The sequence below is a fragment of the Streptomyces sp. SID5464 genome, assembly GCF_009862985.1.
GTDB classification, from domain to species: Bacteria; Actinomycetota; Actinomycetes; order Streptomycetales; family Streptomycetaceae; genus Streptomyces; species Streptomyces chartreusis_D.
The window spans coordinates 192,956-206,875 of record NZ_WWIQ01000004.1 but is presented as its reverse complement, the minus strand read 5'-3'; the positions used below and the strand labels follow the sequence as shown (position 1 = coordinate 206,875).

At 71.2% G+C, this 13,920-nt stretch carries 15 protein-coding genes; 10 read left to right on the top strand and 5 right to left on the bottom strand.

The features are described 5' to 3' along the window. Positions 1-126 precede the first annotated feature (126 nt). Positions 127-894 carry a sulfite exporter TauE/SafE family protein gene (locus GTY47_RS04520; RefSeq protein ID WP_010039060.1) on the top strand — a complete coding sequence of 256 codons (768 nt, stop codon included), beginning with the start codon at positions 127-129 and terminating at the stop codon, positions 892-894. A 59-nt stretch (positions 895-953) separates the two neighbouring features. Here the strand turns inward: GTY47_RS04520 and GTY47_RS04515 are convergent, their stop codons facing one another. Together GTY47_RS04515 and GTY47_RS04510 are read right to left on the bottom strand one after the other, a co-directional pair. After that, entirely contained in the window at positions 954-2,165 is a 1,212-nt protein-coding gene (locus GTY47_RS04515; RefSeq protein WP_010039058.1) for an alpha-hydroxy acid oxidase, read from the bottom strand. Positions 2,166-2,198: 33 nt separating this feature from the next. Further along, the gene (locus GTY47_RS04510) at positions 2,199-2,666 is read right to left on the bottom strand and encodes a carboxymuconolactone decarboxylase family protein (protein ID WP_029181120.1); all 468 of its coding nucleotides are present in this window, start codon (positions 2,664-2,666) and stop codon (positions 2,199-2,201) included. 227 nt (positions 2,667-2,893) lie between these two features. On the opposite strand from GTY47_RS04510, the gene GTY47_RS04505 reads away from it, so the two are divergent. The 8 genes from GTY47_RS04505 (at position 2,894) to GTY47_RS04470 (ending at position 10,400) form a co-directional block, all read left to right on the top strand. Then, on the top strand, positions 2,894-3,145 hold the full coding sequence (locus GTY47_RS04505) for a hypothetical protein (protein WP_010039055.1): 252 nt from the start codon (positions 2,894-2,896) through the stop codon (positions 3,143-3,145). Continuing rightward, positions 3,142-3,510: a helix-turn-helix domain-containing protein gene (locus GTY47_RS04500; RefSeq protein ID WP_010039054.1), complete on the top strand. Its 369-nt coding sequence runs from the start codon at positions 3,142-3,144 to the stop codon at positions 3,508-3,510. The genes GTY47_RS04505 and GTY47_RS04500 overlap by 4 nt, the downstream gene beginning before the upstream one ends. Before the next feature lie 143 nt (positions 3,511-3,653). Next, positions 3,654-4,163 carry a 2-oxo-4-hydroxy-4-carboxy-5-ureidoimidazoline decarboxylase gene (uraD, locus tag GTY47_RS04495; RefSeq protein ID WP_010039051.1) on the top strand — a complete coding sequence of 170 codons (510 nt, stop codon included), beginning with the start codon at positions 3,654-3,656 and terminating at the stop codon, positions 4,161-4,163. A gap of 7 nt (positions 4,164-4,170) precedes the next feature. Then, positions 4,171-4,587 carry a hydroxyisourate hydrolase gene (gene uraH, locus GTY47_RS04490; RefSeq protein WP_010039049.1) on the top strand — a complete coding sequence of 139 codons (417 nt, stop codon included), beginning with the start codon at positions 4,171-4,173 and terminating at the stop codon, positions 4,585-4,587. 6 nt (positions 4,588-4,593) lie between these two features. Then, positions 4,594-5,517: a factor-independent urate hydroxylase gene (gene pucL, locus GTY47_RS04485; RefSeq protein WP_010039047.1), complete on the top strand. Its 924-nt coding sequence runs from the start codon at positions 4,594-4,596 to the stop codon at positions 5,515-5,517. A 120-nt stretch (positions 5,518-5,637) separates the two neighbouring features. After that, positions 5,638-7,017 carry an 8-oxoguanine deaminase gene (locus tag GTY47_RS04480; RefSeq protein WP_010039045.1) on the top strand — a complete coding sequence of 460 codons (1,380 nt, stop codon included), beginning with the start codon at positions 5,638-5,640 and terminating at the stop codon, positions 7,015-7,017. Positions 7,018-7,238: 221 nt separating this feature from the next. After that, positions 7,239-8,627 (top strand): nucleobase:cation symporter-2 family protein, encoded by a 1,389-nt coding sequence (locus GTY47_RS04475; protein WP_010039043.1) that lies wholly within the window; start codon positions 7,239-7,241, stop codon positions 8,625-8,627. Positions 8,628-8,720: 93 nt separating this feature from the next. Beyond that, the gene (locus tag GTY47_RS04470) at positions 8,721-10,400 is read left to right on the top strand and encodes a serine/threonine-protein kinase (protein ID WP_010039041.1); all 1,680 of its coding nucleotides are present in this window, start codon (positions 8,721-8,723) and stop codon (positions 10,398-10,400) included. Here the strand turns inward: GTY47_RS04470 and GTY47_RS04465 are convergent. The 3 genes from GTY47_RS04465 to GTY47_RS04455 form a co-directional block, all read right to left on the bottom strand. Further along, complete coding sequence (locus tag GTY47_RS04465; RefSeq protein WP_010039040.1) at positions 10,397-10,819, bottom strand: acyl-CoA thioesterase; 423 nt, start codon at positions 10,817-10,819, stop codon at positions 10,397-10,399. The genes GTY47_RS04470 and GTY47_RS04465 overlap by 4 nt on opposite strands. 65 nt (positions 10,820-10,884) lie before the next feature. Further along, entirely contained in the window at positions 10,885-11,514 is a 630-nt protein-coding gene (locus GTY47_RS04460) for a hypothetical protein (RefSeq protein ID WP_010039039.1), read from the bottom strand. Between the two features lie 94 nt (positions 11,515-11,608). Continuing rightward, positions 11,609-12,817, bottom strand: a complete 1,209-nt coding sequence (locus GTY47_RS04455) for a pyridoxal phosphate-dependent aminotransferase (protein WP_010039038.1) — start codon at positions 12,815-12,817, stop codon at positions 11,609-11,611. Positions 12,818-12,903: 86 nt separating this feature from the next. Between GTY47_RS04455 and GTY47_RS04450 the strand changes: the two genes are divergently transcribed. Beyond that, entirely contained in the window at positions 12,904-13,530 is a 627-nt protein-coding gene (locus GTY47_RS04450) for a helix-turn-helix domain-containing protein (protein ID WP_010039037.1), read from the top strand. Positions 13,531-13,920: the final 390 nt, after the last annotated feature.

Sequence of the window (13,920 nt, the reverse complement as noted above, 5' to 3'; positions counted from 1 at the left end):
TCGCGGTGGCCGAAGACCATCGCCGGCACCCCACCGCGGCTCTCTGCTTCTTGCGGCGGTATCGGCGCTGTAGCAAGATCGACCGGACTTTTTTCAGCCCGCCATTCGGATTGAGGTTTTCTGCTGATGGAGTGGGGCGTTCTGGCGGTCGTCGCAGTGGCCGGATTGCTGTCCGGTGCCGTGAACTCCATAGCCGGTGGCGGCTCCTTGCTGCTCTTTCCGGCACTGGTCGGAGTCGGCCTTCCGACCCAGGCCGCAAATGTCACGAATTCCGTGGCCAACTGGCCGGGATTCGCGGGGCAGGTCTACGGATTCGCACCCGAGCTGAAGTCCGAGCCGAGAGCCCGGATGGTGCTTCTGTCGGTGCTCACCGCCGTCGGTACGGTGGCCGGCTCGGTGCTGCTGCTGGTCACCAGCAGCAAGAGCTTCGACACGTTCGTACCGGCCCTGGTGCTCTTCGCGAGCCTGCTGCTGGCCGGCCAGAAGCAGGTGAAGAGGCTGGTGCGGGCGGCGGGCTCGGCCACCGGCGATGAGCGCCGCGAGCGGGTCGTCCCCCTGGCGGTGGTCATGACCGCGGCCGGCGTGTACGGCGGCTACTTCGCCGGCGCGCTCGGCGTGATCATGCTGGTGTCGCTGGCCATGACCACGTCCGAGAGCCTGCACCGCCTCAACGCGCTCAAGGCGGCACTCTCCCTCGTCAACTCGACCGTCACCCTGCTGATCTTCGCCCTCTTCGGCCCCGTCGACTGGGCCATGGCACTCGTCGCCGCCCCGACCGCCCTGGTCGGCGGCTACCTGGGTGCGAAGGTGTCCCGCTGGATGAACGAGGAACTGCTGCGCTGGACGGTGGTGACCATCGGCGTCACGGTGTCGGTGATCCTCTTCACCACCTGACCGTCCGCCCCGACGGCCGGGCCCGGGAACGCCTCCGGCCCGGCGCCCGGCCGCCGGCGTCAGCGCAGCGTGACGTGCTCGGGGCGGAGCTCGGCCGTGGAGCGCACGCCGAGCAGCTGCATCGTGCGTACGATCTCGGTGCGCAGGATGTCCACCGCCCGGCGGACACCGCGTTCGCCGCCCGCCATCAGGCCGTACAGATAGGCCCGGCCGATCAGGCAGGCGTCGGCGCCGCGGGCGATCGCGGCGACGATGTCCGCGCCGGACAGGATCCCGCCGTCCAGCCAGATCTCGGCCTCCTCCTGGATCTCGTCGCGGACCCTCGGCAGCAGCTCCAGCGGGGTCGGCGCCCGGTCCAGCTGGCGGCCACCGTGGTTGGACAGCAGCACCGCGTCCGCGCCGTGCTTGACGACGTCCCGGGCGTCCTGCGTGCTCTGGATCCCCTTCACCACGAGCTTCCCGGGCCAGCTCTGCCGCACCCAGTCGAGGTCCTCGTAGTCGAGCCCCGGGTCGAACATCGCGTTGATCAACTCGGCCACCGTGCCGTCCCAGGAGCTGAGCGAGGCGAAGGTGAGCGGCTCGGTGGTGAGCAGGTTCAGCCACCAGGACGGATGGGTCGCCCCGTCCAGGAGGGTGCTGAGCGAGAGCCGGGGCGGGATGGTCAGGCCGTTGCGCAGGTCCCGCAGCCGGGAACCGCCCACGGGGGTGTCGACGGTCAGCAGGAGCGTGTCGTACCCGGCCTCCTCGGCCCGCCGCATCAGCTCCGCGCCCGCCCCGCGGTCGTGCCACACGTACAGCTGGAACCACCTGCGTGCGTCCGGCGCGGCCCGGGCGACGTCCTCGATCGACGTCGTCCCCATCGTGGACAGGGCGTACGGGATGCCGGCCTGCTCGGCGACGGCGACGACGGCCCGTTCGCCCTCGTGGTGCATCATGCGGGTGAACCCGGTCGGGGCGAAGGCGAACGGCAGCGCCGACCGCTTCCCCAGGATCTGCGTGCCGGTGTCCAGCTCGGCCACCCCGCGCAGCACATGCGGATGGAACTCCAGGTCCCGGAACGTCCGCCGGGCGCGCCGCAGGCTGATCTCGCCCTCCGCGGCCCCGTCGGTGTAGTCGAACACCGCGCGGGGCGCTCGCCGGCGGGCGAGGCGGCGCAGATCGGCGATGGAGTACGCCGTCGACAGCCGACGGTCGGTCGGGTCCAGCACGAACGGCCTCGGACGCAGGAGCTGGGCCACCTCGCGGGGCCGCGGCAGGCGTCGTTTCGTCACGGAGTACCTTTCTCCTCAGGCGACTCTCTGTCCTCAGGCGACGCGGGCGGGCAGGGGCTTGCGGCTGGTGACGGCGAGCCGGTTGAAGGTGTTGATCACGCTGATCGACCAGACGACCGCCGCGTACTGCTCCTTGGTGAACACGGAGGTGGCCTCCGCGTAGAGGTCGTCGGGCACGTCCTGGCTCTGCGACAGCTTGCTGATGGTCTCGGTGAGCGCGAGCGCGGCCCGCTCCTGGGGGCTGTACAGATCCGTCTCCCACCATGCGGCCACCAGGTGCAGCCTGCGGTCGTCCTCGCCCAGCCGGCGGGCGTCGCGCGTGTGCAGATCGAGGCAGTACGCGCAGCCGTTGATCTGCGACGCCCTGATCTTGATCAGTTCGATGAGCCGCATGTCGAGCCCGGCCTCGACGGCTGCCTTTTCGACGAGGACCCGGATGTCCCGGAGTTGCCCGAAGGCCTCGGGGAGTTCGTTTCCCACATTTATGCGTCGCTCTGTCATGCCGACCAATTCTGAGCGTTCCCCGACGGGTAATGCAGCGGCTTTTTTCAGCCTTCCCAGAGGTGGCGGAGGATGGAGAACAAGGGACGTGAATGCGAATGTGCGGGAAACGTGCCCATATGCCGGGGGAGACGTGCCGGAGCGGAACGCGGAGTGCTCGCGCGGGCGGTCCGGTCCGCCCCGGTGTCGGCTAGGGTCGCACAGGTCACGACGGTTCTGGGGGCAGCATGCGACTGAGAGTGGAGTTCACGACCGAGCCCTTCGACCTCGACGAGGCACCCGCGCACGCGCTGGTCGCCCGTGAGGTCGTGGAGGCCGCCGAACTGGACGCCGTGGACGTCGGCCCGTTCGGCAACACCGCCGAGGGCGGTGCCGACGCGGTGCTCACCGCCGTGGACGCACTGCTCCGCAAGACCCTGGAGGCGGGCGCCACCCGGGTCTCCCTCCAGGTCAACGTGATCGAGGAGGACGAGGCATGAGCGGCGCCGGGGACGAGCCGTTCATCGCGGCCGTGAAGCCCCTGGTCGACGCCATGGGCGGCGAGATGATCCCGCCCGACGAGGCCGGCCCCGACGACGTCGTCCTGTCCTGGGAGGGCCGCGACGCCGTCGCCGTAAGGCTGCCGCAGCTCGCCGACTCCCTCGATCACATCCTGGCCGCCATGGAGCGCCGCAAGGGCATGCCCCTGGCCGACCTGGACCGCAAGGCCAAGCAGGAGGTCGTACGGATACTCGAGGCGCGCGGCGCCTTCTCCGTACGGCACGGGGTGGAGACCGTGGCGAGCGCCCTGGGCGTCAGCCGCTTCACCGTCTACAACTACCTCAACCGCGAGAAGGGGGCCTGACCGGTACCGCGCCCGGTTTCGCCGCCTCGCCGGGTTTCGTCACACGGAATTTTCAACAAACTGTTGACGTGCTGTCGCGGGAGGGCGTTAGCTATCGGCACGCCCGTTCAGCACGAAGGCCGTACCCGGCCACGGAGGCTCCCGTGACTTCCACTTCCACGCCGCCGGGCCTGGCCCGGTTCAACGCTCTCGAGGAGCACGCGGCCTTCACCGCGCTCCACGAGGCGTGCGCCTCCACGGCGTGGGCGAAGCGGCTGCTCGCCGCCCGCCCGTACGCCACCCCCGAGGCGCTCTACGCCGCGAGCGACGCCGCCATGGCGGAGCTGACGGCAGAGGACCTCGCGGAGGCGATCGCCGGCCACCCGCCCATCGGCCGCCCGAAACCCGGCGACCCCGCCTCGGCCCGGGAGCAGCGCGGCATGGCCGGCGCCTCCGACGAGCTCAAGGCGGAGATGCTGGAGCTGAACCTCGCCTACCAGGAGAGGTTCGGCCATGTCTTCCTGATCTGCGCCACCGGCCGGACCGGCGAGCAGATGCGCGACGCGGTCAGGGAGCGGATCGGCAACACGCCGGAGCGGGAGCGGGAGATCGTCCGCACCGAACTGGGGAAGATCAACCGCATCCGCCTGGCCCGACTCGTCGAAGAGGACTGACAGCAGCATGAGCACCTCCGCCACCGCGTCCGTGTCCACACACATCCTGGACACCAGCGCCGGCCGCCCCGCCGAGGGCGTCGCGGTCCAGCTCTCCGCCCGCAGCGGGCGTGCGGCCCACTGGCAGGCGCTCGGCGGCTCCGCGACCGACGCGGACGGCCGGTGCAAGGACCTTCCGGCCCTGCCGGAGGGGACCACCCACGTACGGCTCGACTTCGCCGTCGAGCCGTACTTCGAGAAGAAGTTCGCGAACGACGCGAAAAGCGAAGCCGATGCGCAGCAGGACGCCCCCGCGAATCGGGACAGCGGCGCCGGTGTGTTCTTCCCGGAGGTGGCGATCACGTTCACCGTCGTGCCGGGCGAGCACTACCACGTACCGCTGCTGCTCAACCCGTTCGGCTACTCCGTATACCGAGGGAGCTAGCTACTCATGCCCACCATTCTGGGACAGAACCAGTACGGCAAGGCCGAGAACCGAGTCGTCAAGATCACGCGGGACGGCGCCACCCACCACATCAAGGACCTGAACGTCTCGGTGTCGCTGAGCGGCGACATGGAAGAGGTCCACTACTCCGGCTCGAACGCCAACGTGCTCCCCACGGACACCACCAAGAACACGGTGTACGCGTTCGCCAAGGAACACGGCATCGAGTCCGCCGAGCAGTTCGGCATCCACCTCGCCCGCCACTTCGTCACCAGCCAGGAGCCGATCCACCGGGCGCGGATCCGCATCGAGGAGTACGCCTGGGAGCGGATCGAGGCCTCCGACGCCAACTCGCAGTTCATCGGCGCCGACGAGGTCAAGCACTCCTTCGTCCGCAAGGGCCAGGAGGTCCGGCTGACCCAGATCACCTACGACGGCACGTCGTGGGAGGTGATCTCGGGCCTGAAGGACCTCGTCGTGATGAACTCGACCAACTCCGAGTTCTGGGGCTACGTCAAGGACAAGTACACGACGCTGAAGGAGGCCTACGACCGCATCCTGGCCACCCAGGTCTCCGGCCGCTGGCGGTTCAACTGGACCGACGACGACCAGCGCATGCCCAACTGGGAGAAGTCCTACGAGCAGACGAAGAAGCACATGCTCCAGGCCTTCGCCGAGACGTACTCCCTCTCGCTCCAGCAGACGCTCTACCAGATGGGCGCGCGGATCATCAACAACCGCAGCGAGATCGACGAGGTCCGCTTCTCCCTCCCGAACAAGCACCACTTCCTGGTGGACCTGGAGCCGTTCGGGCTGAAGAACGACAACGAGGTGTACTTCGCCGCCGACCGGCCCTACGGCCTGATCGAGGCGACGATCCTGCGGGACGGCTGCGAGGCGAAGATCCCGGTGGAGCTCACCAACCTCTGACGTCCCTTCCGACGTTCCCTCTTTCGGCACCCGTGGCCGGGGAACCCTTCTCCTCGGCCACGGCACTCAAACTCCCCGGGTCCTGCCGTGCCCCCTCCCTCTCAGCGCAAAGGACGAACCATGGCAGCAGCCCAGCGCATCGTCATCGAGAACGGTGCGATCGCGACCGTCGACGCCGACGACACCGAGTACGCCTCCGGGCATGTCGTCCTGGCCGGCAACCGCATCGAGTCGCTCGGCGCGGGCAAGGCCCCCGAGGGCCTGGAGAACGTCGTACGCCGGATCGACGCCTCCGGTCACCTCGTCACCCCCGGACTGGTCAACACCCACCACCACTTCTACCAGTGGATCACCCGGGGTCTGGCCACGGACCACAACCTCTTCGACTGGCTGGTCGCGCTGTACCCGGTGTGGGCGCGCATCGACGAGCCGATGGTGCGCGCGGCGGCCCGGGGGTCGCTCGCGATGATGGCCCGCGGCGGCGTCACCACCGCCATGGACCACCACTACGTCTTCCCGCGGGGCTCCGGCGACCTCTCCGGCGCGATCATCGGCGCCGCCCGTGACATGGGGGTCCGCTTCACCCTCGCCCGCGGCTCCATGGACCGCAGCGAGAAGGACGGCGGCCTGCCCCCGGACTTCGCCGTCGAGACCCTGGAGGGTGCGCTCGCGGCGACGGAGGAGACCGTGGAGCAGCACCACGACTCCTCCTTCGACGCCATGACCCAGGTCGCCGTCGCGCCCTGCTCGCCCTTCTCCGTCTCCACGGAACTGCTGCGGGACGGCGCCCAGCTCGCCCGCCGCCTCGGCGTGCGGCTCCACACCCACGGCTCGGAGACCGTGGAGGAGGAGAAGTTCTGCCACGAACTGTTCGGCATGGGCCCGACCGACTACTTCGAGTCCACCGGCTGGCTCGGCGAGGACGTGTGGATGGCGCACTGCGTCCACATGAACGACTCCGACATCGCAGCCTTCGCCCGTACCAGGACCGGCGTCGCGCACTGCCCCTCGTCCAACGCCCGCCTCGCGGCAGGTATCGCCCGCGTCCCCGACATGCTGGCGGCCGGCGTCCCGGTCGGCCTCGGCGTCGACGGCACCGCGTCCAACGAGTCCGGCGAACTCCACACCGAGCTGCGCAACGCCCTCCTCATCAACCGCCTCGGCGCGCACAAGGAGGCCGCCCTGAACGCCCGCCAGGCGCTGCGCCTCGGCACCTACGGCGGCGCCCAGGTGCTGGGCCGGGCCGCGGAGACCGGCTCACTGGAGGCGGGCAAGCTCGCCGACCTGGTCCTGTGGAAGCTGGACACGCTCGCCCACGCCTCCATCGCCGACCCGGTGACCGCCCTGGTCTTCGGCGCGGCGGCCCCGGTCACCGCCTCCTTCGTGGACGGCCGGCAGATCGTCGAGGACGGGCGGCTGCTCACGGCCGACGAGGACGCCATCGCCCGCTCCACGCGGGACGAGGCCCAGCGGCTGGCGAGGATCGCCGCGCAGGGCTGACCACCCGGATGACTCCGGCCGGGAGGGACGGCTCCCGGCCGGTGGCCGCGGACCCGAGCGGGGTCCACGGCGGTCGTCTCCGGGGCGTGCGTAAACGCGCGCGCCCCGGAACGGCCACCCCGTCCACGTACGCCCGGTCCCGCACGACCACCCGCACCACCTCCTTGACACCCACGGCCGTCACGCGACGCAGCCGTGTAACCGACCGGAGGGAAGCCGCCGTGGCCGACCACCCCGTTGACGAAAAACTCCCCGCGCTCAAGATGGCGACGACCGGCCTCCAGCATGTGGCCGCCATGTACGCGGGAGTCGTCGCCCCACCCCTGATCGTCGGCGCGGCCATCGGCCTGACCGCCACCGACCTGACCTTCCTCACCGGCGCGTGCCTGTTCACCGCGGGCCTCGCCACGTTCCTCCAGACCCTCGGGATCTGGAAGATCGGCGCCCGGCTGCCGTTCGTCAACGGCGTCACCTTCGCCGGTGTCGCGCCGATGACCGCGATCGTCGCCTCCACCGAGGACAAGTCGGACGCCCTGCCCATCATCTTCGGCGCGGTGATCGTCGCCGGACTCCTCGGCTTCATGGCCGCCCCCGTCTTCTGCAAGGCGGTCCGCTTCTTCCCGCCGGTGGTGACGGGCACGGTCATCACCCTGATCGGCATCTCGCTGCTCCCGGTCGCCTTCGGCTGGGCGCAGGGCCCCGACCCGGCGGCGCACGACTACGGCTCCGCGACCAACCTGGGGCTGGCCGCCGGCACCCTCGTCGTCGTCCTGCTGCTGCGGCGCTTCACCCGGGGCTTCGTCAAGCAGATCGCGGTGCTGCTCGGTCTGGTCGCCGGCACCCTGATCGCGATTCCCTTCGGCGCCACGGACTTCGGGCCGGTCGCGGACGCGGCGGTCATCGGCTTCCCCACGCCCTTCCACTTCGGCGCCCCGCAGTTCCAGCTCGCCGCGATCATCTCCCTGTGCGTGGTGATGGTGGTGTCGATGACCGAGTCCACCGCCGACATGCTGGCGCTGGGCGAGATCGTCGACCGCCCGGCCGACGAGAGGACCATCGCGGCCGGCCTGCGCGCCGACACTCTCGGCTCGGCGATCAGCCCGCTCTTCAACGGCTTCATGTGCAGCGCCTTCGCGCAGAACATCGGCCTGGTCGCGATGACGAAGATCCGCAGCCGGTACGTCGTCGCGGCCGGCGGCGGCTTCCTGGTGCTGATGGGCCTGTGCCCGATGGCCGCCTCGCTGATCGCCGTCGTACCGCGCCCGGTGCTCGGCGGGGCGGGCGTGGTCCTGTTCGGCTCGGTCGCGGCCAGCGGCATCCAGACCCTGGTCCGGGCCGGACTGGAGAAGGACAACAACGTCCTGATCGTGGCCGTCTCCCTGGCCGTCGGCATCATCCCGATCACGGCGCCGGAGTTCTACCACGCCTTCCCGGAGACGGCGCGGATCGTCCTGGACTCGGGTATCTCCACGGGCTGCGTGGCGGCGGTCCTGCTGAACCTGGTCTTCAACCACCTGGGCCGACGCGACCGGGACGCCCACGACGTGACCCACCCGATGGAGGCGGGCGAGGAGATCACGGGCGTCACCCGGGCCCCGGCCGCGCCGTGAGACCGGCGAAAACAGCCCCGGACTCCGCTTAGGCTTCTGCCTCGGTCAACTCACCGTTGACCGGGGGGCAGGGGACGAGGGGGAGGCGGACCGATGAACCACACGACCGAGGTGTTCCGGCCGCTGCAGGCGGACGATCCGCCCGTGGTGGCCGGATACCGCCTGGCAGCCCGGCTCGGCGCGGGCGGCATGGGCCGGGTCTATCTGTCGCACACGCAGGGCGGCCGGCCGGTGGCGATCAAGGTGGTGCGGCCGGAGCTGGCCGACGACCCGGCCTTCCGGCGGCGGTTCCGCCGGGAGGTGGAGGCGGCCCGGCGGGTCCGGGGTGCGTACACGGCGGAGCTGATCGACGCGGACGCGGACGGCACACCACCCTGGTCGGCCACGCTGTACGTGCCCGGCCCGTCCCTGACGGATGCCGTCGCCCGGCGCGGTCCGCTGCCGGTGCCCGCGGTGCTGTGGCTGATGGCCGGGGTGGCCGAGGCGCTGCAGGCCATCCACGGCGCGGGCATCGTGCACCGGGACCTCAAGCCGTCGAACGTGCTGCTGGCCGCCGACGGGCCGCGGGTGATCGACTTCGGCATCTCGCTGGCCTCCGACCTCACCTCCCACACCGCCACGGGCGCCACCGTCGGGACTCCCCACTTCATGGCTCCCGAGCAGGCGTCCGGGGGCGAGGTGACGGCGGCGACCGACATCTTCGCGCTGGGCCAGACGGCGGCCTTCGCGGCGCTGGGCCGTCCGCTCTACGGGGACGGCTCGGCGGTCGGTGTCCTGTACCGGATCGTGCACGACGAACCCGACCTGTCGGTGCTGCCCGAGCAGCTCCGTCCGCTGATCGCCCGGTGCCTGGCCGCCGCCCCGGAGGACCGGGCGGGCCTGGCGGAGATCGTCGAGTGGTGCCGGCGGGGGCTGGGCGCGGACGCCGAGGCGGGCGCGGGCCCGGCCGTCTGGCGGGACGTCATGGGGCCGGAGGTGACGGTCCCCTCCCCGGCGGACCTCGACGCCACCTGGGCCTCCCCGGCGCCCCTGGTCCCGACCAGGGTGCACATGCAGCCGCTGGTCGTCACGCAGCCGCAGACGCAACCACCGGGGCCGGAGAGACGGGCGCGCAGACGGCGCACCGCCCTGATCACGACCGTGGCCGTGACGGCGGGGGCGCTGGTGCTGACCGGCCTGGCCTGGACGGTCGCCGACGCGGGGAACAGATTCCGGGACTGGGTGGCGGGCGCACCGTCGACGCCCGGCCCGGAGAAGTCCGGACGGTCGTCCGCGCCGGAGTCGTCGACGGGGGCGCGCTCGGGCTCCGGGTCCGCGTCGGGGGCGGAGGCGGAGGCGGAGGCGGGCGGCGGAACTCCGGAAGCGTCCCGTCCGTCCCCGGCCGCGTCCAAGTCACCGCAGGTCATCACGCAGGCACCACTGCTGCTGAACGCGAAGACCTCGCTCAGCTTCGAGAAGCCGCTCTGGCGCGACGACCGCAAGGGAGACGTCCGCTTCAACTGTGAGAACCCGAGCTGCGAGCTGGAGAGCGACACCAGCGTCTTCGTCCAGATGTTCACCGACGAGGCGGTTTCCCTCGACGAGTGCCGGCTCATACTCGGCGGTGCCGACCGCCACCGCTGGACGCTGGCCTCGGTGGCGGCCGGCAGTCAGATCTGCGTCAAGCACTCCTCCGGGGACATCGCCTTGCTCGTGGTCCAGACGAAGTCGACCGCGCTGCCGGAGCTCGCCTCCCTCATGGTGGACATGACCGTCTGGAAGAAGGCCGCCTAGAGTCCGAACAGGCCCGGGTCCGACGCCAGCTTCCTGCAGTGCTCCCGGGGATCCGGGACCAGCTTGCGGGCCTTCAGGTCCAGCAGGCCGCCGACCGCCGTGATCTCGGCCGCCACCGTGCCGTCCGCCTTGCGGACCGTCTGCTCGATGCGGAAGGTCTTGCCCTCGCCCCAGGCGAAGGCGCAGGTCACCGCGACCTCGTCGCCCGCGAGCAGCTCCCGCTTGTACCGGATGGTCGTCTCCAGGGCGACCGGGCCCACGCCGCTGCCGATGAGGGCGGACTGGCTGATCCCGGCGGCTTGCAGGAACGACCAGCGGGCGTGTTCCGCGTAGTTCAGGTACACGCTCTGGTCGAGGTGACCCTGCACGTCGGTCTCGTAACCGCGGACGGTCACGGGGACGGAAAACGGCTCGCTCATGGGCTTCCCTTCTCACACCGGAGACTCGTGGCGTACGCAACGATCCACTGATCTTGGCATGCTCATCACGCCCGGCGGGGGGAGGCCAGGAGATAGCGGGTCCCCGTGCGCGGCTCGCGGTGCTCGCTCACCTGCCAGCCTGCTCCCTCCAGGGTGGCCGCGCAGGTCCGCAGCGCCTCGCCGTCCGGCTCGTACACGGCGACGGCCTCCGGCTGCGGCGTCTCCCGCACCCGGTAGCCCCCGCCGTCCCGACCGGCCGGGTGGTGTCCGGCCGCCTCCAGCGCCAGTGCGGCGGCCTGCACGAGATGCGTGCGCTCCCAGCCGCACGGCCGCTCCACCGCACCGTCCGGGTTGGTCATCCGGCGCAGCTCCAGCAGCCCCTGCCAGGCGCTGTGCACCTCACGGCGCCGGGCGGGCCCGGCCCGCGGCGCCGCCTCCTCGCCGCCGACGCGCGCGGCGAACACACCGGCGGTGGCGGGGGCCTCGGCGGCGGGCGCGGGGACCTGTGCGACGCCCTGCCGTACCCGGTGGCCCTCCGGCGTCAGGAAGTAGTCGTGCGGCGGCCGCGGGTGCCGGAAGGCGAGCCCCCGCTTCACCAGCGCGGCGAGCTGTGCCTCCGTACCCCGCAGCCGGCCGGTCACCGGGTCGGCGGCGTCGATGACCCGCCGCTGCGCGGCGGTCGGCGGTCGGGTCACGGCGCGCTCCTCTCCGGCACGGGACGTTGCGGACCCCCCCTGGGGCACTCGCCCCACCTGCTGGAAGGCTACGACCCGCCACTGACAATCGCGCCTACTGCCGGTACCCGCCGAGGAACCGCCCGATCCGCCCGATCGCCGCCTCCAGGTCCTCGGCGTACGGGAGAGTCAGGATGCGGAAGTGGTCGGGGGTGGGCCAGTTGAAGCCGGTGCCCTGGACCACCTGGATCTTCTCCCGCAGCAGCAGGTCCAGGACGAACTTCTCGTCGTCGTGGATCTTGTGCACCTTTGGGTCGAGACGAGGGAACGCGTACAGCGCCCCCTTCGGCTTCACGCACGTCACGCCGGGGATCTCGTTCAGCTTCTGCCAGGCCATGTCGCGCTGTTCGTGCAGGCGGCCGCCCGGCAGGGTGAGGTCGCGGATGGACTGCCGGCCGCCGAGGGCGGCCTGGATGGCGTACTGGGCGGGCGCGTTGGCGCACAGCCGCATGGAGGCCAGCATCGTGAGGCCCTCCAGGTAGTCCTTGGCGTGCTGCCTAGGGCCCGTCACCACCAGCCAGCCGGAGCGGAAGCCCGCCACGCGGTACGTCTTGGACAGGCCGCAGAAGGTGAGCACCACCAGGTCGGGAGCGAGCGCGGCGGCCGAGTGGTGCACGGCGTCGTCGTAGAGGATCTGGTCGTAGATCTCGTCGGCGAACACCATCAGGCCGTGCCGCCGGGCGAGGTCGAGGATGCCCTCGACGATCTCCTTCGGGTAGACCGCGCCGGTGGGGTTGTTGGGGTTGATGATGACCACGGCCTTCGTGCGGTCCGTGATCTTCGACGCCATGTCGTCCAGGTCCGGATACCAGTCGGCCTGCTCGTCGCAGAGGTAGTGGACCGCCTTGCCGCCCGCGAGGGTCGTCACGGCCGTCCAGAGGGGGAAGTCGGGGGCGGGGATGAGGATCTCGTCACCGTCCTCCAGCAGCGCCTGGACCGCCATCGAGACGAGCTCGGACACGCCGTTGCCGAGGAAGACGTCGTCGACGCCGACCTCCAGGCCCAGCGTCTGGTAACGCTGGGCGACCGCGCGGCGGGCGGAGAGGATGCCGCGCGAGTCCGTGTAGCCGTGCGCCTGCGGCAGCATCCGGATCATGTCTTGGAGGATCTCCTCCGGCGCCTCGAACCCGAAGAGCGCGGGATTGCCGGTGTTCAGGCGCAGCACGCTGTGCCCGGCCTCCTCCAGCGCGTTGGCGTGCTCTATCACCGGGCCGCGGATCTCGTAACAGACCTCGCTCAGCTTGCTCGACTGCCGGAACTCCATGCGCCGCATCCCCTCGCTAACTGGTGTTGCTTGGTTTTACCAAGTAGCCGCTTGGAAAGTCCAACAACTTGTCTAGACTGCGTCGCATGCCACCTCGCCGAAGCTACGACCAGTACTGTTCCGCCGCCCGCGCCCTCGACGTCGTCGGCGACCGCTGGACCCTCCTGATCGTCCGGGAGCTCCTCGCCGGCCCCCGCCGCTACACCGACCTGCACGCGGACCTGCCCGGCGTCAGCACGGACGTACTCGCCTCACGGCTGAAGGACATGGAGCGCGACGGCCTCGCGACCCGCCGCCGGCTGCCCCCGCCCGGTGCGGCCTACGTGTACGAACTCACGGCCCGGGGCCGGGAGTTGCTGCCCGTGCTCCAGGCGCTGGGGGAGTGGGGGCAGGGGGAACTCGGGGAACGGCGGCCGACGGACGCGGTGCGGGCGCACTGGTTCGCCCTGCCGCTGCTGCGCCTGCTGGACGGGGAGGGGCTCGTCGAAGTCCGCCTGGACGAGGGACGGTTCCACCTGCGCGCCGGTGCCGAGGAGGGACCTGTGTACGGCGACGGGCCCGCCCCCGGGGAGCCGGACGCCCGGCTGGTCCTGGACACCGGCACGTGTACGGCGCTCAGCCGGGGGGAGCTGACTCTGGCCCGGGCCGTGCGGGAGGGCCGGGTCGAGGTGAGCGGCGAGGGCCCGCTCGCCAAGGCGCTCCGCGAGGTGTGAGGGAAGGCCCGCACCGTGCGGGCCTTCCGGGGTGGTGTCAGGCGGTGGGGGCCGCCGGTGGGGGGTGCACTGTGCCGTGTGTCAGCGCGTCGGGTATGGCGCTCCGGGGGGTCGGGCGGAAGGCCCGCAGGGCGGGGGCTTTCCGGGGTGGTGTCAGGCGGTGGCACCCGTGGGGGGGCGCACTGTGCCGCGTGTCAGCGCGTGCGGAAAGGCACTCCGGGAGGTCCGGGGGAAGGCCCGCAGGGTGCGGGGCCTTCGGAGGGGGTGTCAGGCGGCACGTGGCAGCCGTGGCGGGTCGCACCGAGGCGCGTGTCAGCGCGTAGGGAAAGGCACTCCGCGAGTCGGGCGGAAGGCCCGCACGGTGGGGCTTTCCGGGGTGGTGTCAGGCGG

What these genes read in the sequence shown, in the direction of transcription:
- GTY47_RS04520 (WP_010039060.1), top strand. Translation starts at nt 127, where the DNA reads ATGGAGTGGGGCGTTCTGGCGGTCGTCGCAGTGGCCGGATTGCTGTCC.
- GTY47_RS04450 (WP_010039037.1), top strand. Translation starts at nt 12,904, where the DNA reads ATGCCACCTCGCCGAAGCTACGACCAGTACTGTTCCGCCGCCCGCGCC.
- pucL (WP_010039047.1), top strand. Translation starts at nt 4,594, where the DNA reads ATGCCCACCATTCTGGGACAGAACCAGTACGGCAAGGCCGAGAACCGA.
- GTY47_RS04480 (WP_010039045.1), top strand. Translation starts at nt 5,638, where the DNA reads ATGGCAGCAGCCCAGCGCATCGTCATCGAGAACGGTGCGATCGCGACC.
- GTY47_RS04455 (WP_010039038.1), bottom strand. Translation starts at nt 12,817, where the DNA reads ATGGAGTTCCGGCAGTCGAGCAAGCTGAGCGAGGTCTGTTACGAGATC.
- GTY47_RS04510 (WP_029181120.1), bottom strand. Translation starts at nt 2,666, where the DNA reads ATGACAGAGCGACGCATAAATGTGGGAAACGAACTCCCCGAGGCCTTC.
- GTY47_RS04505 (WP_010039055.1), top strand. Translation starts at nt 2,894, where the DNA reads ATGCGACTGAGAGTGGAGTTCACGACCGAGCCCTTCGACCTCGACGAG.
- uraH (WP_010039049.1), top strand. Translation starts at nt 4,171, where the DNA reads ATGAGCACCTCCGCCACCGCGTCCGTGTCCACACACATCCTGGACACC.
- GTY47_RS04470 (WP_010039041.1), top strand. Translation starts at nt 8,721, where the DNA reads ATGAACCACACGACCGAGGTGTTCCGGCCGCTGCAGGCGGACGATCCG.
- GTY47_RS04465 (WP_010039040.1), bottom strand. Translation starts at nt 10,819, where the DNA reads ATGAGCGAGCCGTTTTCCGTCCCCGTGACCGTCCGCGGTTACGAGACC.
- GTY47_RS04500 (WP_010039054.1), top strand. Translation starts at nt 3,142, where the DNA reads ATGAGCGGCGCCGGGGACGAGCCGTTCATCGCGGCCGTGAAGCCCCTG.